General features: G+C 71.7%; 15 protein-coding genes. 7 read left to right on the forward strand and 8 right to left on the reverse strand.

The genetic code is table 11. The features are described 5' to 3' along the window. Genes KF837_41645 through KF837_41660 form a run of 4 tightly spaced genes read right to left on the reverse strand, consistent with a single transcriptional unit; the run spans window position 1 to window position 5,402 of the window. Window positions 1–1,446: a DUF4129 domain-containing protein gene (locus tag KF837_41645; GenBank protein ID MBX3233901.1), complete on the reverse strand. Its 1,446-nt coding sequence runs from the start codon at window positions 1,444–1,446 to the stop codon at window positions 1–3. After that, window positions 1,443–3,575 (reverse strand): DUF58 domain-containing protein, encoded by a 2,133-nt coding sequence (locus tag KF837_41650; GenBank protein ID MBX3233902.1) that lies wholly within the window; start codon window positions 3,573–3,575, stop codon window positions 1,443–1,445. The genes KF837_41645 and KF837_41650 overlap by 4 nt, the downstream gene beginning before the upstream one ends. A gap of 9 nt (window positions 3,576–3,584) precedes the next feature. Then, entirely contained in the window at window positions 3,585–4,553 is a 969-nt protein-coding gene (locus KF837_41655; protein MBX3233903.1) for a MoxR family ATPase, read from the reverse strand. Between the two features lie 36 nt (window positions 4,554–4,589). Next, window positions 4,590–5,402: a TerB family tellurite resistance protein gene (locus KF837_41660; protein ID MBX3233904.1), complete on the reverse strand. Its 813-nt coding sequence runs from the start codon at window positions 5,400–5,402 to the stop codon at window positions 4,590–4,592. A gap of 75 nt (window positions 5,403–5,477) precedes the next feature. Between KF837_41660 and KF837_41665 the strand changes: the two genes are divergently transcribed. Then, a complete protein-coding gene (locus KF837_41665) occupies window positions 5,478–9,008 on the forward strand; it encodes a protein kinase (protein ID MBX3233905.1) in 3,531 nt (1,176 codons plus the stop codon). 12 nt (window positions 9,009–9,020) lie between these two features. Here KF837_41665 and KF837_41670 read toward each other — a convergent pair whose 3' ends face one another. The 3 genes from KF837_41670 to KF837_41680 form a co-directional block, all read right to left on the reverse strand. Further along, window positions 9,021–10,577: an OmpA family protein gene (locus KF837_41670; GenBank protein ID MBX3233906.1), complete on the reverse strand. Its 1,557-nt coding sequence runs from the start codon at window positions 10,575–10,577 to the stop codon at window positions 9,021–9,023. 91 nt (window positions 10,578–10,668) lie between these two features. Beyond that, on the reverse strand, window positions 10,669–11,535 hold the full coding sequence (locus KF837_41675; GenBank protein MBX3233907.1) for a phosphatase PAP2 family protein: 867 nt from the start codon (window positions 11,533–11,535) through the stop codon (window positions 10,669–10,671). After that, a complete protein-coding gene (locus KF837_41680; protein MBX3233908.1) occupies window positions 11,532–12,491 on the reverse strand; it encodes a transporter in 960 nt (319 codons plus the stop codon). The genes KF837_41675 and KF837_41680 overlap by 4 nt, the downstream gene beginning before the upstream one ends. 222 nt (window positions 12,492–12,713) lie before the next feature. Between KF837_41680 and KF837_41685 the strand changes: the two genes are divergently transcribed. After that, window positions 12,714–14,351, forward strand: coding sequence for a HAMP domain-containing protein (locus KF837_41685; protein ID MBX3233909.1), 1,638 nt, complete (start codon window positions 12,714–12,716; stop codon window positions 14,349–14,351). After that, window positions 14,348–15,604, forward strand: a complete 1,257-nt coding sequence (locus KF837_41690; protein MBX3233910.1) for a serine/threonine protein kinase — start codon at window positions 14,348–14,350, stop codon at window positions 15,602–15,604. Before KF837_41685 ends, KF837_41690 begins: the two co-directional genes overlap by 4 nt. Window positions 15,605–15,616: 12 nt before the next feature. Here the strand turns inward: KF837_41690 and KF837_41695 are convergent, their stop codons facing one another. Continuing rightward, window positions 15,617–16,108, reverse strand: coding sequence for a hypothetical protein (locus KF837_41695; GenBank protein ID MBX3233911.1), 492 nt, complete (start codon window positions 16,106–16,108; stop codon window positions 15,617–15,619). 164 nt (window positions 16,109–16,272) lie between these two features. Between KF837_41695 and KF837_41700 the strand changes: the two genes are divergently transcribed. From KF837_41700 to KF837_41715, 4 genes are all read left to right on the forward strand, one after another. Next, window positions 16,273–18,531, forward strand: a complete 2,259-nt coding sequence (locus KF837_41700) for a hypothetical protein (GenBank protein ID MBX3233912.1) — start codon at window positions 16,273–16,275, stop codon at window positions 18,529–18,531. Continuing rightward, window positions 18,522–19,151, forward strand: coding sequence for a hypothetical protein (locus tag KF837_41705; protein MBX3233913.1), 630 nt, complete (start codon window positions 18,522–18,524; stop codon window positions 19,149–19,151). The genes KF837_41700 and KF837_41705 overlap by 10 nt, the downstream gene beginning before the upstream one ends. Next, window positions 19,148–19,828: a hypothetical protein gene (locus KF837_41710; GenBank protein MBX3233914.1), complete on the forward strand. Its 681-nt coding sequence runs from the start codon at window positions 19,148–19,150 to the stop codon at window positions 19,826–19,828. Before KF837_41705 ends, KF837_41710 begins: the two co-directional genes overlap by 4 nt. 156 nt (window positions 19,829–19,984) lie before the next feature. Beyond that, window positions 19,985–20,995 (forward strand): hypothetical protein (locus KF837_41715; protein ID MBX3233915.1); only part of this gene is annotated, 1,011 nt, incomplete at its 3' end.

Here is a 20,995-nt window from a genome sequence, read left to right on the forward strand (position 1 = left end):
CTACGCCTCGACCTCGGGCGCTCGCCCCCAGGCGGCGGCGAGGCGGCTCTTCAGCTTCAGGTGCGGGCGCACCGCGCCGATGAAGGTGGCGACAGCGTCGCGGACCGCTTGTTCGTCGGCGGTGCCGAGGCCGCGGCCGGCGAACGCGATCTTCTCGACGATCGTCGCCGCGTCGGCGAGGCCTGGGGCGTCGCAGCCGAGGGTGTCCTTCAGCTCCTTCTCCGCGCGCGCGGCGAAGTCCGTCGCCGTCTCGCCGGCGCTGGGCTCGATGCCCGCGACCGCGAGGATCGCGAGCGCGCGGCGCCAGTGGTTCATCACGCGCGCGGTCGGGGCGACGGGCCAGAGCGGCTTCTCGAGGTGCTTGAGGAGGAACGCGCGCCGGATGGGAGGGAGCACGACGAGGTAGAGGAACAAGAGGATCGCCGCGGTGACGAGGAGCCAGAGCAGGATGTTCAGCCCCAGCTTCGCCGCCTCCGCGGCGGCCTCGGAGGCTCCGTCCGTGTCGGGCTCGCCCATCGGATCGCCGTCCGCGCCCTCGCCCTTGCCGCCCTGGCCTCTGCCCCTGCCCTTGCCGCCCGAGCCGCTGCCGCTCCCCTTCGAGACGGACTTCCCCTTGCCCTTCGCCTTCGCGCCCTTGAGGTCCTTGCCGTCGCTCTCCCCCTCCCCCTCGCCCTGCCCCTGACCACCGCTGTCGCCCTTGTAACAGACCTTCCCGTCCTCCTCTTTGCAGTCCGGCTCCTTCGTCCGGAAGAGGTACGGCGAGACGAGCGCCGTCGCGCCGAGGACGGCGAGGGTGAAGCCCATGAGCACGAGGATGCTGCCGCGGCCCGGGCGCGCGACCGCGACGTCCGGCTGCTCCGCCGCGCGCGGGCGCGCGACCTCCTGCCAGACCGTGAGCCCGAGCGCGTTGCGCGTCGCGAGGAAGACGAGCATCCAGAACACCCCGCCCGCGAGGCAGATGATCGTGAATGCGTCCCACACCATGTGCTTCGAGCCGCCGTCGAAGGTCTTCACCGCGCCGTGCGTGTTCATCCACACGATCGCGCCGCCGACGCAGAACATCAGCGGATACCAGGAGGCGACGACGTCGAGGCGGCTCGCGATTCCCAAATAGCCGCCGTAAGCGGCAATCACCGCTATCCAGAGGAACAGCACGACCGGGCCGAGCGCGATCCCGAGCCAGGTGCCGCCGATCAGCAAGAGGAAGAAGATGGCGGTGATCGGGACGAGGCGGAACCCCGCGAGGCCGAGCGCGTTGCCGGCCAAGTGGCCAATCGCGACCGCGCCGAGGATGCCCGCGAGGATCCCCCACGCGCCCGGCTGGAGCCCGAAGCCGCCGGTGCCGAGGACGAGGGCGCACATGAAACACGCGACGCCCCACATCGAGAAGACCGCGTACGAGAGGAGCACCGGCCAGGTCCGGCGCAGCGTCGCCTTCGCGCTCATGCCGACCTCCGCTGGCCCTGGTGCGCGTCGACGTGGTGCGACGAGCGGAGCGAGCCCTTGAGGCCGACGAGGCGATGGCGCCCCTCGACCAGATCGAGGCGATAGACCGCGTCGGGGCCGGCGAGGAGCGCGCCGATCGCGTTGTTGCCGACCGCGACCGCGCGCCAACGGAGCGCGACGCGGTGGGCGCGATCCTCGAGCCGCCGCTGCAGCGTCTTCACGCGCTGGAAGATGCCGTTCTCCTCTGCGCCGACAGGGTACGGGAGGAAGAAGACGCGCTTCATGAGCTCCTTCGCGCCGGCCTTGCGCCCGGTGTCGTCGTAGTCGACCCAGAGCTCCGTCACCGTGCGCGGCGGCGGTCCGAGCGCGTCGTTCGGCTCGTAGACGACCCACGTCGTCTCGCGCGCGATGCGCGACGGCATCGGCGGCGCGAGGCGCATCGAGACGACGATCGCGTTGTCGAAGGCGACCTGCTTCCGCGCCTCCCCCGCCTGCTGCGCGAGCTGATGCTGCATCCCGAAGTCGAGCACGTGCTCGATCGGGAAGCTGGTCTGCCACTCCGCGCGCGCCCCCGCGTCGAGGGCGTGCGCGTGGCTGCCGCTCGCGGCGATGACCTCCGGCCCGAGCTGCCCCGCGTCGGAGCGGCAGACCAGGAGGAGCGACACCTTCTCGCCCTGCTCGTTCAGGCGCTGCCCGATCGCGAGCCAGGCCTCGACCAGCGAGTCGAGCGCGTCGTCGATGACGGCGGCGTGGTTGAGCCACTCCGACGGAATCCAGGTATCGAGCGCCACGCAAACCCGTTTTGCGGAGGTCTCCTTGCTCTCCGGCGTTTTGACGATCATGCGCCCGGCGCGGAGGCTCATTTCCCAGTGAATGCGGCGCGTGTCGTCGCCGGCGACGTATTCGCGAAAACGGAAGAGGTCCTCGGTCGGGAATCGGTGCGGGCGGGAGAGGATGTCGGGCTCCTCCGTCGTCGACGGCGGCGGCGGGATGACCTCCGCGGGCCGCACCGCCGGCAAGACCCGCAATCGCGCGGTGGCGAGGGAGGCGACCTGCGAGCTCGTCACGCCGAGCAAATCGGTAAACGCGATTCGCATCGCGGGGGCGTCGTAGGTGCCGCGCGGGACGCGGCGGAGCATGACGTCGAGCGACAACCGATCTTCGCGCGACTTCGGCGGGATGACGTGGCGGACGTCGGTGTGGAGGCGCGGCGGCAGCTTGCCCTCGAGCGTGAGGAAGAACCCCGGCGGCACCGGCACGCCCTTCACCTCGAGCCGGTCCTTGACGATATCGCCCGCGCGCACGACGCCCGGCGAATACGAGCGATAGACCGCCGCTCCCCGCTCGAGGAGATCGTTCGAGAAGCGCCCCACCACGAAAGAGGTGAGGAACGACGACACCGCCGTCATCAAATAAAACGCGACGAGCGCGAGCACCGCGATGACGCCGAGGTCGGCCCATTTGTAAGCGAGGGAGAGGACGAGGAACCCGAGGCCGGTGAGGAGGAGGAGGAACCCGCGCGCGGTGAGGATGCTCGCCGAGCGCGCCCACGCGTCGAGGCGCGTCCGCGAGGTGAGGGCGTTGGCCTTCTGGAGCAGCTTGATCTGCGCGCGCGCCTTCCGCCACGTGCCGATGAGCTGGATGAGGAGGAGCGGCGCGAGGCAGATCGACGCGAGGCCGGCGAACGCGCCGATCGTCTCCTTCACCTGGCTCGTCTCGAAGAGCGTGAGGCCCGCGCTCACGATGACGTACGGCATCAGGAAGAGCACCGCGACGTTGCCGAAGATGCGCACCAGCGACTCCGCCGGCGTGTACGTGTTCTCCTCGAGCGGATCGACGAAGAGCTTGCCGCGCTTCCACGACCACACCACCGGCAGGCCGTGCTGATCGCGCGGCGTGCCGATGAGGAGGAAGAACCCGTCGATCCAGCCGAGGATCCCGAAGATGCCGCACGAGAAGACGCTGACGATCGCGTAGATCGCGCCGACGGCGTAGCTGCCGATCACCATCCGGTGCGCCCCCGCCCAGCCGAGGAACAGCCAGCACAGGAGCACCGCCTCCTTCGAGGTCGGCGACGTGGGCATCTGCCGCTTCGCGCGGACGTTCGAGAACTGCTGCTCCTGCTCCATCGAGGTTCTTCAGCGCGGGGCGGGGACCTGCCGGACCATGTAGTCGATGTACGAGCCGCCGCTGCGCTGGCCGGAGACGACGACGCGGTGCGCGAGGACGTCGACCGCGCAGCGCTGGAGGTCGTTCGGGACGACGTGGTCGCGCCCGTCGAGCATCGCGATCGCCATCGCCATCCGGAGCCACATCAGCGTCGCGCGCGGCGACGGCGGCGTGATGCAGGCGGAGTCGGAGCGCATCGCGGTGACGACGTTCACCGCGTATTGCTTCACCTGCTCCGCGACGTAGATCGACGGGAGGAGGCGCTGCCAGCCGAGGAACTCCTCTGCGCCGAGCACGGGCTGGAGCGCGTGGATCGCGACGTCCTTGCCCATGTGCACGTCGAGCATGCGCATCTCCGCGTCCGGCGGCGGGAAGCCCATCGAGATTCGGATCGAGAAGCGATCGAGCTGCGCGGCCGGGAGCGGGAACGTGCCGTCGTGCTCGAGCGGGTTCATCGTCGCGATGACGAGGAACGGCTGCGGCAGCACGTGGGTCGTGCCGTCGACGGTGCACTGCCCCTCCGCCATGACCTCGAGGAGTGACGACTGCGTCTTCGGCGTCGCGCGGTTGATCTCGTCGGCGAGGACGAGGTTCGCGAAGACCGGCCCCGGCACGAACTCGAACGCCTTCTTCCGCAGGTTGAAGACGTTGTTGCCGGTGATGTCGAGCGGGAGGAGGTCGGGCGTGAACTGGATCCGCTTGAAGGAGCAGTGGATCGACGCCGCGATCGAGCGCGCGAGCATCGTCTTGCCGACGCCGGGCACGTCGAGGAGGAGGACGTGACCGCCCGAGCACATCGCGGCGAGGACGCGCGAGATGACGTCGCTCTTCCCGAGGATGACGCGCTCGACGTTCTGGAGCACGGTCCGGAACTGCTCTCCGACGTGCGCGATCTTCTCGCGGTTCGGTCCCTGCGCCGCGCCCGGGTTGGACGCCATCGTTTGCGGAATCGGAGCCTGCTGCATTGTCGCCTGTCACCTTGCCGGAAAGAGGAAGAGGCCGATGCGCCGGAACCAGCGCTCGAACCGCCCAGAGTCGCCGAAGGAATAAAGCTCGGTCCATTCGCGGAGGCGCTCGGGATCGATCCCCCACGCCCGCGAGAAGCCGCGGATGACGCGCATCTCGCTCTCGTCCATCTGGCCGTCGGACCACGCCATCTGGAACATCTCTTCGAGCACGCGCTCGCGATCGTTCAACGTCGGCGGCGGGTCGATCTCGGTCGGCCGCCGCACGTGGATCTCGTCCGCGGTGAGGGGCGGGATCCCGCGCTTGTCCGCCGCGCGCTGCAGCATCGCGAGGTCGTCCGCGCTCGCCTCGCCGTCCGCCGCCGCGATCGCCGCGATCGCGTAGAGCTCGTCGCGCGCGGTGCCGTACTTGCGGATCGACATCGGCTGCGGGAGGCGCACCGTGCTCGGCGGCTTCTCCTCTTCTTCCCGCATCACCGCCGGCTCGCCCCCGGTCCCGCCCGCGCCGCCGCCGGAGAAGAGGTAGTCCGCGACGTCGAAGGTCGTCTCGATCCGCTCGCCCCGCTCGAACGCGTCGAGGACGCCCTCGACGTCCGGGAGCACGAAATACGCCTCGACGAGCTCGCCCGCGTGACGGAGCCCCTCCGCGCGTCCCCACGCGTCGAGCGCCGCCCGCATCTCTTCGCGCGTCGCCGGCGGTGCGCCGTCACCGCACACGTGGCACCGCGTCGAGAGGAGGACCTCGTCGTCCCAGGTCTCGATCGACGATCCTTCCACCGCCACGCGGCAGCTCTGGCAGTCGATACGGACCTCGAATCCCATGGGCGCCCGAAGCATAACCACTCGGATGCCCGTTCGGCGGAACCTTCCTCCTCCCGGACGCAGTAATCTGGGTCCTTGACCGGGACTCCGCCGGACGACCCCAGCGCGACGATCGACGATCTCCGTCCGATCGCCGAGCGCGTCGCAGCTCCCCTCCTCCTCGCCGGCCGCTACCAGCTCGGGCGGCTCCTCGGCGAGGGAGGGATGGGCGAGGTCCACGAGTGCCGCGACCTCGTCGTCGAGCGCGACGTCGCGCTGAAGACGATCCGGCGCGATCGCTCCGCGCGCCAGCTCGGGGTCCGCCTCTTCCGCGAGGCCTGCGTCCAGGCGCAGCTCGAGCATCCGTCCATCGTCCCGGTCTACGAGATCTCGCACGACGCGGCGGGGGCGACGTTCTTCACGATGCGGAGGCTCTCCGGCATCTCGCTCGAGAGCGTGATCGACAAGAAGCGCGCGCGCGATCCCGGCGTCGACGAGTCGGAGCGCTACGGCCACCACCGCCTCCTCGCCGCGTTCTCGGAGGTCTGCCTCGCGGTCCACTACGCGCACTCGCGCGGCGTGCTCCATCGCGACATCAAGCCGAGCAACATCATGCTCGGCGACTTCGGCGAGGTGTACGTCCTCGACTGGGGGCTCGCGAAGCTGCGACCGGAGGACGGCGGCGAAGAGGCGGCGATCGGTCCGCCCGGCGTCCGCCACGTCACCGCCGGCGGCGCGACGCTCGGCACGCCCGGCTACATGGCGCCGGAGCAGATCGGCGGCAACGAGATCGACGCGCGCGCGGACGTCTTCGCCCTCGGCGCGGTGCTCTACGAGATCCTCACCCTCGAGCCGCTCCTCGACGCCGCCGCGATCGACGCGCGCCTCCGCCACGAGCCCGCGACCTGGGACGCGCGCGCGAGCCTGCGCGCCGACGTGCCGCCCGAGCTCGATCGCATCTGCGAGCGCGCGACGGCGCTGGCCCCCGCGGACCGCTACGCGTCGGCGCGCCAGCTCCGCGACGCGCTCGAGGCCTACCTCGACGGCGAGCGCGACGTCGAGCTGCGGAAGAAGCTCGCCGCTGCTCACCTCGCGCGCGCGGAGGAGGTCAAGACGAAGAACGCCGACGAGGCGCTGCGCGAGGTGAACCGCGCCCTCGCGCTCGCGCCGGACGATCCGCGCGCGCTCGAGCTCCTCGTCGAGCTGCTCGACAGCCCCTCCGCGACGGAGAAGGGACGCGCCGAGGTCGAGGCGGCCGGCATCGCGCGGCACCAGGGCGCGCAGCCGTTCGTCCTCTTCTTCACCGTGCCGTGGTTCATCGTCTACCCGATCATCCTCTACGTCCGCGGCATCCGCGACGTCGCGCTCGCCGCGCTGCCGCCGATGATGTGGCTCGCGGCGTCGATCGCCACCGTCGTCTCGCGCCGGATGAAGATCAGCGATCGCGTCCGCTTCCCCGTCGTCCTCTTCATGCTCGCGATCGCGGCGAGCACGGTGGTGACGGGGCCGCTCCTCCTCATCCCTTCGCTCATGACCGCCGCGGTCGGCACGCACATGCTCGTGCAGCCGCAGCGCCTCCGGCGGACGACGTTCGCCGCCGGCGTCTTCGCGCTCCTCGCGCCCGTCGTGCTCGTCTGGCTCGGCGTCTTCACGCCCTACACGTTCCCCGACGAGTCGCGCCTCGTCGTCCACTCCGTCACGCGCGCGATGAACGGATGGAACCTCGGGCTGTTCCTCACCGCGACCGACGTCGCGTTCGTGTTCGGCGTCTCCGTCTTCGCCGCGCTCTTCCGCCGCGCGATCGACCGCGCGCGGGAGGCGAAGGTCTTCACCGCGTGGCAGCTCTCGAAGCTCGTCTCCGGCGCGCCGGCGGCCGAGCCGACGACGCTGCCCGCGCCCGACTCGGCGCCGCTGCCTTCGATCGGCGGGGAGCGCGCCGCCTCGCCGCTCCGCCCGCACGACCGCACGACCTTCACCCGCGACCCCACGACCGAGACCGACTTCCCGCTCCTCGCGCTCGACGGATCGCGCTACGTCGACGCGGAGCCGATCGCGGAGGACGGCGCGACGCGGCTCGAGCGCGTGCGCGACCGCCTGATCGGCCGCGAGGTCGCGATGAAGCGGCGGCGCGACGACGCCGGCGTCCGCGACATCCATCGCGAGGCGCTCTTCCAGGCGACGGTGGAGCACCCCGCCGTCCCTCCGATCTACGACGTCGGCAGCGACGAGCGCGGTCCGTGGTTCACGATGAAGATCGCGCGCGGCAAGCGCCTCTCGGAGCTCCTCGAGGCGGGGAAGTTGCCGGGCCGGCACGAGCGGCTCAGCGCGTTCGCGAAGGTGTGCCTCGCGATCGAGCTCGCGCACTCGCGCGGCGTCCTCCACACCGCGCTCCATCCCGAGAACGTCGTGCTCGGCGAGTTCGGCGAGGTGCACGTCCTCGGCTGGAGCCACGCGAAGCGCCGCGACGACGGCGGCGACATGGTCCCCGCGACCGGCCCGCTCATGCAGAGCCGCCCCCTCGCCGCGCTCGACTACCTCGCGCCCGAGCAAGGCCTCGCGCCCGAGAAACATGACGACGGAACGATCGACGAGCGCACCGACGTCTATGCGCTCGGCGCGCTCCTCCGCGCGGTCGCGTCCGGCGCCGCGCCCTCCGCGCAGGCCGAGCTCCCCGCCGCGCTCGCGGAGATCTGCGAGCGCGCGACGAAGGCGGAGCCCTCCGCGCGCTTCCCGTCCGCGCGCGCGCTCCACGACGCGGTCGAGGCGTTCCTCTCGTCCGATCGCGACGACGAGCTCCGGCGCCAGCTCGCGGCGGAGCGCCTCGCGAAGGCGCAGCGCCGCGCCGATCGCGCGCTCGAGACGGGCGGCGTCACCGCGCGGGTGGAGGCGCTCCGCGAGCTCGGCCGCGCCCTCGCGCTCGCGCCCGATCGCTCGGAGGCTCTGCGGCTCCTCGCGCAGCTCCTCGCGACGCGACCGAAACGCCTGCCGAAGGAGGTCGAGCGCGAGCTCGAAGAGCAGATCTGGCGCGCGTCGGTGAAGCAGGGCCCGCTCGCGGCGTTGATCTACGTCGTCGCGTTCGTGATCGGGTTCCCGCTCTACGCCGCGATCGCCGGGATGCACTCGCCGGGGAAGGTGTTCGCGATCGCCGCGGCCTGGGCCGTCGCCGCGCTCATCGTGTGGCGGCAGAGCACCGCGCGCTGGCTCACCCTCGCGCCGTGGGGCGCGGTCGCGGCGTACGTCGCGCTCTTGCTCACGTCGTTCGTGCTCGGACCGTGGTTCATCGTCCCATCGCTCACGATCACGATCACGATGGTCTACGTCCTCGTCGTCCAGCCGCGCTGGCAGTACCCGGTCATCGCGTTCGGCACCGCGACCGTGCTCGCGCCCGCGATCCCGGTCTTCTTCGGGGCCTCGGACGTCATCGACGTCTACGGCGTGGTGGAGCCGACGTTCGAGATCCGCGGCGCGCTCCACATCACCGCGGCGACGTTCCACTTCGTGCTCCCCGTCGCCAACCTCCTCTGCGCCGCCGCCGCCGCGCTCTACGCGACCCGCTACCGCGACATGCTCGACGAGCTCGAGGCCGCGAACCGCGCGCGCGTGCACGCGCTGTCGCGGCTGATGTGATCACCCTGATGATCACGGGATCGGATCCGGCCTCACGCCGCGCGCGGCGGCGCGGTCGCAGCCGAGCGGCGCGGTCGCGGAGCCGTCGCTCGTCTTCACGATCTTGAACTCGACGCGGCGGTTCTTCGACCACGCCGACTCGTCGTGCCCCTCCTCGATCGGACAGTAGTAGCCGTAGCCCTTCGCGCGGAGGCGGCTCCGTTCGACGCCGCGCGAGACGAGCGCCTGCATGACGGAGTCGACGCGCGCCTGCGTCAGCGTGAGGTTGTAGCGCTCCGCGCCGCGCTCGTCGGCGTGGCCGGCGATCTCGATGAGGAGCAGCTCGGCGTGCTCCTTCATCGTCTTCGCGAGCTGATCGAGGATCGAAAACGATCGCGGGAGGATCTTCGCGCTGTCGGTCTCGAAGAGGATCTTCTCGAAGATGAACATCTCGCCCGGCCCGAACCGCACCGAGGGGCAGCCGTGCCATTTCAGGTCTTCGGGGTGAGGATCGCCGGGCTCGGTGGGGCACGCGTCTTCGCTGTCGGGGATCCCGTCGTGATCGTAGTCGGAGGGCGGCGGCGGCTCGGGATCGCGGAGCGGCGGGCAGCCGTTCGTGCGCGGATCGTCCGTGCGCGGTCCCTTCACGTACGGGCACGCGTCCTCGATGTCGGGGATCCCGTCGCCGTCGGTGTCGACGAGCTCGTCGTCGACGTCGGCCTTTCCGGCGCGCCCCTCGAGGCGCGGCTCGAACACGAAGCCGACGGTGGCGCGGAAGTCCGCCGCCTCGAAGCCGCTCGTGTAGCGCGGCCCCGCGCCGAGCATGAGGAAGGAGCTCTTCTCGACGAAGACCTTGATCCCGCCGAGCACCTCGTTCGAGGGCTTAACCGCGGGCGCGGAGTCGGAGAGGAGGTACGTGGCGTAGGTCTCGGCGACGACGTCGACCGGCTCGAGGACGCGGTACGAAGCCGCCGCGCCGTAGGTGAGGAGGCTCCCGTCGCGGTAGCGACCGCGCTCGAGCGCGAGGATGGTGTCGCTCGCGGCGTGACCGCGCCAGCCGCCTTCGAGCGCGACGCGGAAGCGATCCTCCGCCCCGAAGCGCTGCTCGAAGATCACGCGCGGCCAGAACCACACCGACGGATCGGCGCCCCCCTGCCGCGCGGCGTCGCCGACCGGGACGCCGACCTGCGCCGCGACCGCGAGGAACGACGTGACCTTCACCTTTCCTTGCAGCGCGACGTGCTGGATCGCCTGCACGTCGAGCTGCGAGCCGTTCATCAGGATCGCGGGCAGCGACACGCCGAGGATGGCGCGATCGGCGACGCCGTAGTCGAAGTGAAACGTGCCCGCGAAGGCGTTGCGAACGAGCGGCTCCGGCCGCGCGCGGAGGACGTTGCGCCCGTAGTCGAGGACGAGGCCGGTGCTGACGTGTCCGCCCGGCATCACGTCGGCGCCGTTGACCGCGAAGAAGCCCTTCGAGTCGAGCGCGGGCCGGAAGAGGTGCGTGTCGAGCCCCTCTCCTGGGATCGCCTGCGCGTGGGCGATGCTCGGAAGCAGAAAGAGCGCCGCGGCGAACGTGAAGCGAACCATCGCTCCACCGCGGAGCAACCCGCACGCCGCCCACGCTCCTACGAAGTCCCCGCATTTCCGCGCCGCCCCCACGCGACGCGTCGCGCGCGCGCTACAGCGTCCACCCTGCGCTGAACGCGACGCCGCCGCGGACGGGCTGCGCCACGAGCGCGGGCATCCTCGTGCGTGGGCGATGGAAGAAGAACGGGATCGCGCCGCCGACCACTGTGCCGATCGCGGCGCCGGCGAGGGTGTCGGTGAAGTAGTGGCGGTCGGCTGCGATGCGTGTGTACGCGGTCGCGGCGCCGATCGTCATGCCGGCGATCCACACGAGCGGGGCGAGGCGGTAGCCGCGCATGCTCGCGACCATGCCGCTCGCGGCGGCGATGCCGAACGTCTCGACGACGTGCCCGGCGGGGAACGAATGGAACGCGCCTGTCTTCGCGATCTCGGCGCGTCGCACGTCGGGATCGCTCATCGCGTGCACGTAAGGCCGCTCTCGCAGCGTGATCGCCTCGAGCACCTGCGTCGTCATCATCGCGGCGAAGCCGCCCTCGGCGACCATCGCGACGTCGGCGGCGGCCTCGTCGCCGCGCTCGTCGGCGACGGCGGCGAGGACGCTCAGCGCCGCGCCGGAGAGCGGCGCCGCGCCGAACGCGAGCACGTAGCTCGTGACGTTCGCGGGGTGCGTGTCGCGGCGCACGAGCGCGTCGCGGAACCAGCGGTCGACCGCGTTCACCTCGCCGGGGCCGTCGCCGTCGCAGATGCGGCAGTAGCTCGGCTCGAGGTCGTCGCGGATCAGGCGAAAGCCCACCGTCGTGACGGCGAGCGCGCCGAGCACGGGGCCGTCGATGCGCCAGTCGAAGCGGAGCTCGATCGGACGCGTGATCGGCTCCTTCTTCGGCTCGGTCTTCGGCTCGTCGGCGCGCGCGAGCGACGGCATCACGAGGAGCGCGAGGGTGACGAGGGCGCGCTTCATTCTTCCTTCGGCGGCGGGCAGCCGGTCGTCTCGGGATCCGTCGTCGCGGGACCCGGCTGCGTGGGGCACGCGTCGCCGAGGTCGTTGATCTGATCGCCGTCGGTGTCGGGCGGGCAGCCGTTCGTGGCAGGATCGGCGGTCGGGATGCCGGCGACGCCGGGGCACGCGTCGACGTCGTCGGGGACATGATCGTGATCGTTGTCGACGATCGGCGGTGGCGACCATGGCGTCGTGGGCGGAGGCTTCCGGCGCGGCGCGGCGCGCGAACCTTGCTCCGGCGCGAGCTCGATCGATCCGAGGATGCGGTAGTTCGGATCGCCGTACGCGATCGTGAAGCCGCGGCCGACGCCGGCGCCGATGCGGACCGTGCGCGCGATGAGCCAGTGCGCGCCCATGAGCCCCTCCACCGGCGTCCCGCGCGCGCCGAAGAAGTCGTCCACCCGCGTCGAGGTCGTGAGCTCCGGTCCGACCACGAGCTGCTCGAAGAGCTTCACGCCTGCCGCGACGGAGACACCGAGCTCGCTGCCGACGCGCGAGTCGCGGAACATGAGCCCGAGCTGCCCCGCCCACGTGAACATGCGGTAATCGCCCGCGACCGTGACGCGCGGGCGGATGCGCCACGTGCCGTCGCTCGCCCACTGCGCCTGCTCGCCGACGGGCGCCCACGCCTGCGCTCCGAGCGCGACGCGGAGCGGCCTGTCGTCCTTGCCGACGACGCGCACGTCGGCGCCGAGGCGGAGATCGCCGACGCCTTGCTCCTTCGGCGGCGACGGGAACGGCGCGAGCGCGTTGCCCTTCGCGAACGCCTGGATCGGGAGGTCGAGCCCGAGACGAAGGTAGTCGAGGAGGACGACGTTCCCGCCGAGGTGGATGACCTCGAGATCGCGGACGGGGGAGCGGCGAACGGAGTGATCGGCGTGGCGAACGACGAAGGGACGCTCGGCGAACGACGACACGGCGCCGACACGGAAAGAGGTGGGGCCGTGGAACCGCAGCGACTCGTTCGCGAACCACTCGCTCCCGCGCTCGGACGGCTCGAAGCGATCGATCGCGAAGCGTGGATCGCCCGGCGCGCTCTGCGCGGAGGCAGAGCTCGCCCAGCAGGAGAGCGCGAACGCGAGCGCGACGACGACGCAAGAGCGAGCAGGGGCTATAACGGTCCGCAGAGTACATCGAAGATGCGCTGGACGCTGAGGACGAAGTGGACGCTCGCCGTGCTCGCGATCGGCATCGTACCGCTCGCCGTCCTCGGCGGCGTCGTCCTCGAGCTGCAGCGGAGCGGGCTCGCGCGCGCGGAGAAGGAGCTCGAGGCCGCGGTCGTCGACGAGGCCGCGACGCGCGTGCTCGTCGATCTCGACGCCACCGCGCGGACGGGCGCGCGGGTCGGGAAGCTGCTCGGCGACGAGAGCGCCGACGTCGACGCGCGCATCGGCGCGATCCGCGAGCTCGTCGCAGGGCCGCTCACCGGGGTCGGGATCTTCGACGGCGAGCGGAGGTTCGTCGACGCCGTGATCGCGGAGGGCAAGGACGACCCCGCGCTCCACGTCGCGCCGGCGCGCGCGGGCTTCGAGGTGCTGCCCGACGGGCGCGTCCGCTGGGCGGGACCGATCGAGGGCGCGGTCGAAGGTTGGGTCGTCCTCGCCGTCTCGCCGGGCGCGCTCGACGAGCGGCTGAAGGACCTCTCGCTCGTGCGCTTCGGCGCGCCCGATCGCGTCTACCTCGTCGACGCGACGCGGAGGCCGATCGCGGGGCGCGGCCGCGGCGAGCCGCTCCCGATCTTCGAGCGTCCGATGCCGACCTCGTTCAGCGCGGAGCTCGTCGTCACGACCGAGCTCGTCGATCGCGGCGTACCGAAGGTCGCGACTCTGCGCACGATGCCGGAGCAAGGCTGGGCGCTCGTGGTGGAGCGCCCCACCGCGGAGGCCTTCGCCGCGCTCTCGCGGACGCGCCACGCGCTCGCGGTCTCGCTCGGCGCGTTCACGTTGCTCGCGGCGATGGCGGGTCTCCTCGTCGCGCGGCGATCGCTCCGGCCGCTCGGGCCGCTCATGGACCTCGTGCGCCGCTACGCGCAGCGCGAGTTCCGAGCGCGGAGCGCGGTGCGGAGCGGCGACGAGCTCGAGGCCCTCGGCTCGTCGCTCGAGAAGATGGCGGACGACCTCGCCGCGAGCGAGACCGAGATCGCGAAGCGCGCGCGCACGGAGGAGAACCTGCGCCGCTACCTCCCCGCCGAGGCAGCCGAGGCGGCCGTGAACGAGGGCGCGCTCGACCTCGGCGGCGCGAAGCGGAGCGTCACCGTCGTCTTCGCCGACGTCGTCGCGTTCACGAGCTTCGCGGAGCGGACGCCGCCGGACAAGGCGGTCGCCTTCCTCAACGAGCTGTTCACGATCCTCTCCGAGGTCGTGTTCCGGCACGAGGGCATGGTCGACAAGTTCATCGGCGACTGCATCATGGCCGTGTTCCGCGGCGACGATCACTGCGCGCGCGCCCTCGCGGCGGCGGAGGACATGCACGCGTTCGTCGCCTCGAACCTCCCGCGCTGGCGCTCGGAGTACACGTTCGACGTGGAGCTCGGGATCGGCGTCGCGACCGGCGAGGTCCTCCTCGGCAACCTCGGGAGCGAGTCGCGGATGGAGTACACCGTCATCGGAGATGCGGTGAACGTCGCGGCGCGGCTCGAGGCGATCGCGCGGCCGCGGCAGACGCTCGCGACGCGCGAGGTGAAGGAGGCGTGCCCCGCTCATCGCTTCACGTCGCTCGGCGAGCACGCGCTCCGCGGCAAGGCGCAGCCGGTCGAGGTCTTCGAGGTGGTCACGTGAGCGCGCGGCGCGTCGGCGATCGCTTCGTCGTCGGCGACGTGCTCGGCAGCGGCGGCATGAGCAGCATCCATCGCGGGACGGACGAGCGCCTCGGCGAGGAGGTCGCGATCAAGTTCCTCCGCCAGAGCCTGACGAGCGATCCCGTCGTGCGCGAGCGCTTCCGGCGCGAGGCGACGGCGCTCGCGAAGCTCCGTCATCCCGGCATCGTCTCGGTCCTCGACTTCGGCGAGGCGGACGGCGAGCTCTACCTCGTCCTCGAGCTCCTCCGCGGCCGCACCCTCGAGGAGCGGCTCTTCGAGGGCGCCCTCGCTCCGGTCGCCGCCGCGCCGATCTTCGATCAGCTCCTCGCCGCGCTCGAGCTGTGTCACGAGGCGGGGGTCGTCCATCGCGACATCAAGCCGTCGAACGTGATGCTCACCGGCCCCGAGCGCGTGACGCTCATCGATTTCGGTCTCGCGCGGATCGAGACGCAGGAGGACACGAAGCTCACCGAGACGGGCACGGTCCACGGCACGCCGAGCTACATGGCGCCGGAGCAATGCCGCGGCCACGAGGTCGGTCCGCCCGCCGACGTCTACGCGGTCGGCGTCATGCTCTACGAGGCGCTCTCGGGCGCGCCGCCCTTCGGCGGCGACAACGCGGCGGTGCTGATGGCGCAGCACCTCTTCGCGCCGCCGGCGCCGCTCCCGCTCCTCCCGCGCGGCCTCGAAGCCGCGATCCTGCATGCGCTCCAGAAGAAGCCGGAAGATCGCCCCACTGCGCGCGCGCTGCGCCACGAGCTGACGTCCGCGTTCAAGGGCACCGACGCGGCGACGCTCGCGGAGGAGGCGGCGAAGCAGCGCGTGCACATGGCGGGGCTGCCGCGCAGCGAGCGCGCGCTCACGGGGCGGCCTCCCGCCGCGAAGACGGAGCCGATGCTCGCGGCGCCTGCCGCGACGGTGGGTCTCTGGATGTCCGCGTCGAACCGCAGCGCGGAGCTCCGCGGCGCGCTCGGCACCGCCGGCTTCGTGGTCGTCCTCGCGGACGGAGACGAGCCGCCGATCGCGGACGTGGTGCTCGCGTCCGCGAAGGACGGCTTCGAGCGACTGCGCGCGCTCGGGAAGCGCGCCTTCGTGCTCGTCGACGTCGGCGGTCCGGCGGAGACGACACGCGCGATCCGCGCCGGCGCCGCCGACATGCTCCTCACGAGCGCCCCCGACGCCGACGTCGTCCCGAAGCTGCAGAAGGTGCTCCGCCGCGTTCGTCGAGGTTGAAGCGGCGCCGAGTCAGGGCACGATCGCCTTCGGCGCGAACGTGTACACACCGTCGAGCGCGACGAGCGGGTTGGGCTGGCAGATACCGCCGAGGGTCTCCGTCACCGTGACGCGCGGCCGCTGCGTGTCGGTGTGCGTGACGCGGAGCTCGATCCGGCAGTCGTCGTCGCCCTCGTAGACGTAGACCTCGCCCTCGCGCGTCGCGACGCCGGCCACGCTGCCCTCGTGCGTCCCCGCGAGCATCGGATCGTCCTCTTCGTCGATCGTGGTCGTGCCGGTGAGCTCGAAGGCGAACGACGTGCTCGACGCGTCGCTGATCGTCAGCGTGCCGTCGACCTCGCCGTCCGCTTCCTCCGCTTCCGCCGCGCGGAGGTAGTCGCCTTCGACGAGCGGGGTCTGCTCGATGTTGGAGACCGTGCCGCCCGTCTCCTCGACGTTCTCCGACCCCTCACAACCGGCGAGGACCACCACACCGAACAGCACCATCATCGCAGAGAGCTTCATGGTCCTCTCCTCAGCAACGACGGTGCCGCGCTCGGGAGCGAACGAAGACGCTTACTTGTCGGACCGTGAGCGACCCGGACGGTGTCCGCTTCGCGAGACACTGCGATAGGATGCGGAAGCGGACGGACGGACGGAGCGTTGATCCGGGCTCCGATGGAGGAGGGATGTCGAGCGTGAACGAAGACGCGAAGCCCGAAGACGCAGAGGCTGTTCCGTCCACCTCGACGCCGCCGCCGGCGAAGTCGCGCCGCCGCCGCATCGCGATGAACGCAGCGCGGGTGGGGCTCGCGGTGGTCGTGGGGCTCGCGATCGCGGAGGTCGCGTTCCGTGTTCGCGACGCGGGGGCGTTCCCGCACGTGAACGTCTACGTGCCCGATCCGGAGCTCGGGGCGCGGCTCGAGCCGGGGGCGACGGAGAAGCTCCGGTTCTCGAACAACCCGGTCACGAGCCTGCGCGTCAACAGCGAGGGCTATCGCGGCGGCGAGTGGCCGCCGCCGGCCGCGGAGGAGCTCATCGTCGTCGGCGACTCGCAGGTCCTCGGCCTCGGCGTCGAGGAGGACGAGACGTTCTCGGCGGTGCTGCAGTCGTCGCTCGGCGGCGGCGCGGTGGTGCGGAACCTCGGCGTGCCGACCTACGGGCCGCCGGAGTACAACGCCGTCATCGAAGAGGCGCTCGCGAAGCGGCCGGCGAAGACGGTCGTGTACGTCGTGAACCTCGCGAACGACATGTTCGAGGCGAAGCGGCGCAACAAGGACCGCCACGCGATCTGGGACGGCTGGGCGGTGCGCAAGGAGACCGCGCCCGCGTCGGTCATCGGCTTCCCCGGCCGCTCGCTCCTCTACACGCACTCGCACGCGTTCTTCGCCTGGCGCGGGTGGCTCCATCGCCACGAGCCGCAGGACAACGAGCAAGGCTTCGCGTCGGAGGGCACCTGGCAGGACATCGCCGACGCGGCCGCGAACGCGGAGACGGAGCACGCGCGCTTGGCGGCCGAGTCGACGCGCCTCGCCCAGCTCCACGAGGCGCAGGTGAAGCAGGCGGAGGACCGCGCCGAGGTCGCGGCGAAGAAGCTCGATCGCGCGGTCTTGGGCGAAATACCTTATAGCGAGATCAACGAGCCGAATGCCAACTACGACAATCCCAACTACATCCCGAAGGACGCGCTCTTCGAGGCCGGGCGCCTGAACCCCGGCGACATCGTGAACGTCTCCTTCGGCGAGTCGGGCCGCGACGTGCGCGTGAACGCGGAGCACATCCGGCGCGGCGCCGTGCTCCGCGTCGCGTTCGAGAAGAAGGTGCGCGCCGAGGCCGAGGCGAAGAAGAACAAGGAGGTGCTCGAGGCCTTCGACGCGCGCGATCGCGAGGCGAAGCGCGCGGCGGAGATGAAGGTCGCCCCGCCGCCGAAGGCGATCCCGTACTCCCCCCTCACGCCCGCCCTCCGCGAGGCGAAGGCGGCGTGCGACAAGCACGGCGCGCGCCTCTTCGTCGTCGCGCTGCCGATCGACGTGCAGGTCTCGAAGGAGGAGTGGACGAAGTACGGCGTGGAGCCGGTCGACATGGAGCCGACGAAGGTGCTCAACGAGGACGTCCTCGTCGCCGCGCGCGCGATCGGCGCCGACGCGTTCGACGCGCTCCCTCCCCTCGCCGCGGCCCAGCCGGGCGCGTTCCTCCACGGCGATCTCCACATGACGCCGAAGGGCCACAAGGCGGTCGGCGAGGCGCTCGCGAAGGCGCTCCGCGCGCCGCGCGTGGCGATGCCGGGCGAGGGCCTCCCCGCCTTCCGCTCGTGGCCGCCGCGCCACGACGAGTGGCGGCCCGAGACGGAGATCGCGGTGCGGGAGTCGGATCCCGCCGGCTGCGAGACGAAGAAGGTGCGCGAGTGGCTCGGCATCTTCTGCCGCCACGAGCCGCTCGCGACCGGCGTCGTGGTCACGTCCGGCACCGAGGTCACCGCCGGCGCGGTGCCGGGCGGTTCCTTCCTCGTCGCGCCGGTCATTCCGGGGCAGGACCTCGCGGCGACGTTCCTCTACGAGGGCGCGAGCCGCGACTTCACGGTGAAGGTCGGCGACGCGGTCGCGACCGCGGACGTCGGGTTCACGAAGCCGCTCGCCGCCCGCCCCGAGCTCGCGACGACGCCGGCGCCGGAGACGAATGCATTCTGCACGTGTTTCATCGCCGAGAACCCGGGCAAGGCGTGCTCCGACGCGACGACGGTGCCGAACGCAGACTGCGCGCGCACGTACGGGACGGACTGCAAGAAGCTCCTCGCGTGCGCGTCCGGCGAGCCGGCGGCGGTGCCCACCTGCGCGGAGGGCTTCGCGCGCGCGGGGGCGGCGCAGCGTTGCCGGCAGCTCTGCTCGAAGGACGTCGCGTGCAAGACGGGTCGCTGCGTCGAGTGGCAAGGCGGTCAGGTATGTCTGTGAGGGTCGCGCCGGCGCTCGTCGCGCTCCTCGGGCTCCCCGCGCTCGTCGCGCTCGGTTGCGACAATGCTCCGAAGCGGACCGCGCCGAACCTCACGCGGGCGGTCATGGACGCCGCGGCGCCGGCGCTGGTGGTCGACGAGGCGACGCTCTCGCTCGCGCGCGCGGCCCGCGACGCCGCGATCGCGGTCGTGAACGCGTGCCGGCTCGACGACTACGGTTACTGGAGCGAAGACACGATCAGCTACTCCGATCGCTGCAACTGGCAGCACGGCGAGCCGAGGAAGATGCGTGAAGCGGTGGACGCGCTGCGCGCGGGCGCGCCCGACGCCGGCGACGTGACGATCTTCGTCGCGCACGCCGAGCTCTTCGCCGACTGGATCGACCTCACGAAGGAGACCGGCACGCAGGGCACGCTCACGCACTACCAGGACTTCGCGCGCGCCTGGAACGCGCTCCGCCCGAGCGAGCCGATCGACGTCGACGTCTGGATCCCGCGTCCGGGCGAAGGCCCGCCGGTGCGACCGGACGCGGGCGGCGCCTCCACCCCGCTCAAGTGGCAGCGCTGCTCCTCGAGCGCATGCATCGTGTTCCCGCGCCCCAAGAGCAACATCGCGCCATGAGCCTCCTCACGCCGATCCTCGCGCGCATCACCGCGCCGCTCGCGTTCCTGACGCGGCGGCGCACGGCGAGGCGTCTCTTCGCGTTCGCGCTCGCGGAGCAGGAGAGCATGCTCGAGCTGCGCGCGGCGGCGGCGCGCTGCCCTTCGCCGGAGCGCCGCGCGCTCTACCTGCGTCACGCGCTCGACGAGGAGCGCCACGCCGCGACGTTCGCCGCGCACGCCGCCGACATCCGCCGCTCGCTCGGCTTGCCGTCGTGGGGCCATCCACGCACCGGCTGCGAGGGCCTCTACGAGAGGCTCGGCGAGGCGGGGTTCCTGGCGTTCGTGCATCGCGGCGAGGAGCGCGGCCGCGAGCAGTTCGAGACGTACCGCGCGCACTTCGAGCGCCGCGGCGACGCGAAGCTCCGCGCCCTGTTCCACGCGCTGATCGGCGACGAGAAGGAGCACGAGCGCTACACCCGCGCGCTGCTCGTGGAGCACGCCGGCGGCGAGCCCGCCGCGCGACGCTGGCTCTGGAAAATGGCCGCATGGGAGGGCTTCCGCGTCTGGCGCCGCGCCGGCCAGACGCTGGCGCAGCTCGTCTACGCCGCGAGCATGACTGTGCTCTACCTCACGCTCCTCCCCTTCGCGCTCCTGGTCCGCCTCACCCGCCCCACCCCTCGCGGCACCTGGCACTAACGGCATGCCCGCCCCCCACCTCGACACCCACGACGCCGTCGCCGGGCCCCAGAAGCGGCCGCGCCAGCGGGCGCGAAGCGCCCCGAGCGCAAAGCGCGAGGGCCGTGTCTGGGGTGGGGGTGTCGGGGGCGAAGCCCCCGACGATGAAAGCTGAGCGTGGCGGCGGTCCTTGGTGTCTCCGCGCACTACCACGATGCCGCCGCTGCGCTCGTCGTGGACGGCAGGCTCGTCGCGGCGATGCAGGAGGAACGGTTCTCGCGCATCAAGAACGACGCGGCGATCCCCGTGCAAGCCGCGCGCGCGTGCCTGCAGATGGCCGGGCTCACCGCGGGCGACCTCGACGCCGTCGTCTACTACGAAGACCCCTTCGCGAAGCTCGAACGTGTCCTCGTCTGGCTCCTGCAAGGCTTCCCCCGCACCGCGCGGCAGTTCCCGCGCGCGATCGCCGATCAGCTCGGATCGAAGCTCTGGGTGCTCGACCAGATCGCCGAAAGGATCGGCATCGAGCGCACCAAGGTCACGCACGCGGACCACCACCGCTGCCACGCCGCGAGCGCCTTCTTCCTCTCGCCGTTCGCGAAGGCCGCGGTGCTCACCGTCGACGGCGTCGGCGAGCACGCGACGACCGCGCTATGGAAAGGCGAAGGAAGCTCGCTCGAGCGGATATCCGAAATACGATTCCCCCATTCCATCGGGCTCCTCTACGGCGCATTGACGGCGTATTTGGGATTCGAGGTCAACGAGGGCGAATACAAGGTCATGGGCCTCGCCGCCTTCGGGACTCCCAAATACCGCGACGAGTTCCGCGAGCTGTTCCTCCCCGGCGCCCACGGCAGCTTCGAGCTCGGATTGCCCTATTTCACCTACGACACCGGCGCGGAGGTGGGGTTTTCGCCGCGCATGGAGTCGCTCCTCGGCCCGCGCCGACCGGTCGGCCGCGCGTGGGACCTCTCCACCGAAGAAGACCGCCGCTACGCCGACGTCGCCGCGACGCTCCAGGCCGTGACGGAGGAGGCTCTCCTCGCCCTCGCGGCCGAGGCGCGGCGGCGGGTGGAGGGCGCCGACGCGCTCTGCCTCGCGGGCGGCGTCGCGCTCAACGCGGTCGCGAACGCGCGGCTCCTGCGCGACTCGGGCTTCGGCCGCGTGTTCGTCCAGCCCGCCGCGGGC

It is taken from the genome of Labilithrix sp. (assembly GCA_019637155.1).
Lineage (GTDB): Bacteria > Myxococcota_A > Polyangia > Polyangiales > Polyangiaceae > Labilithrix.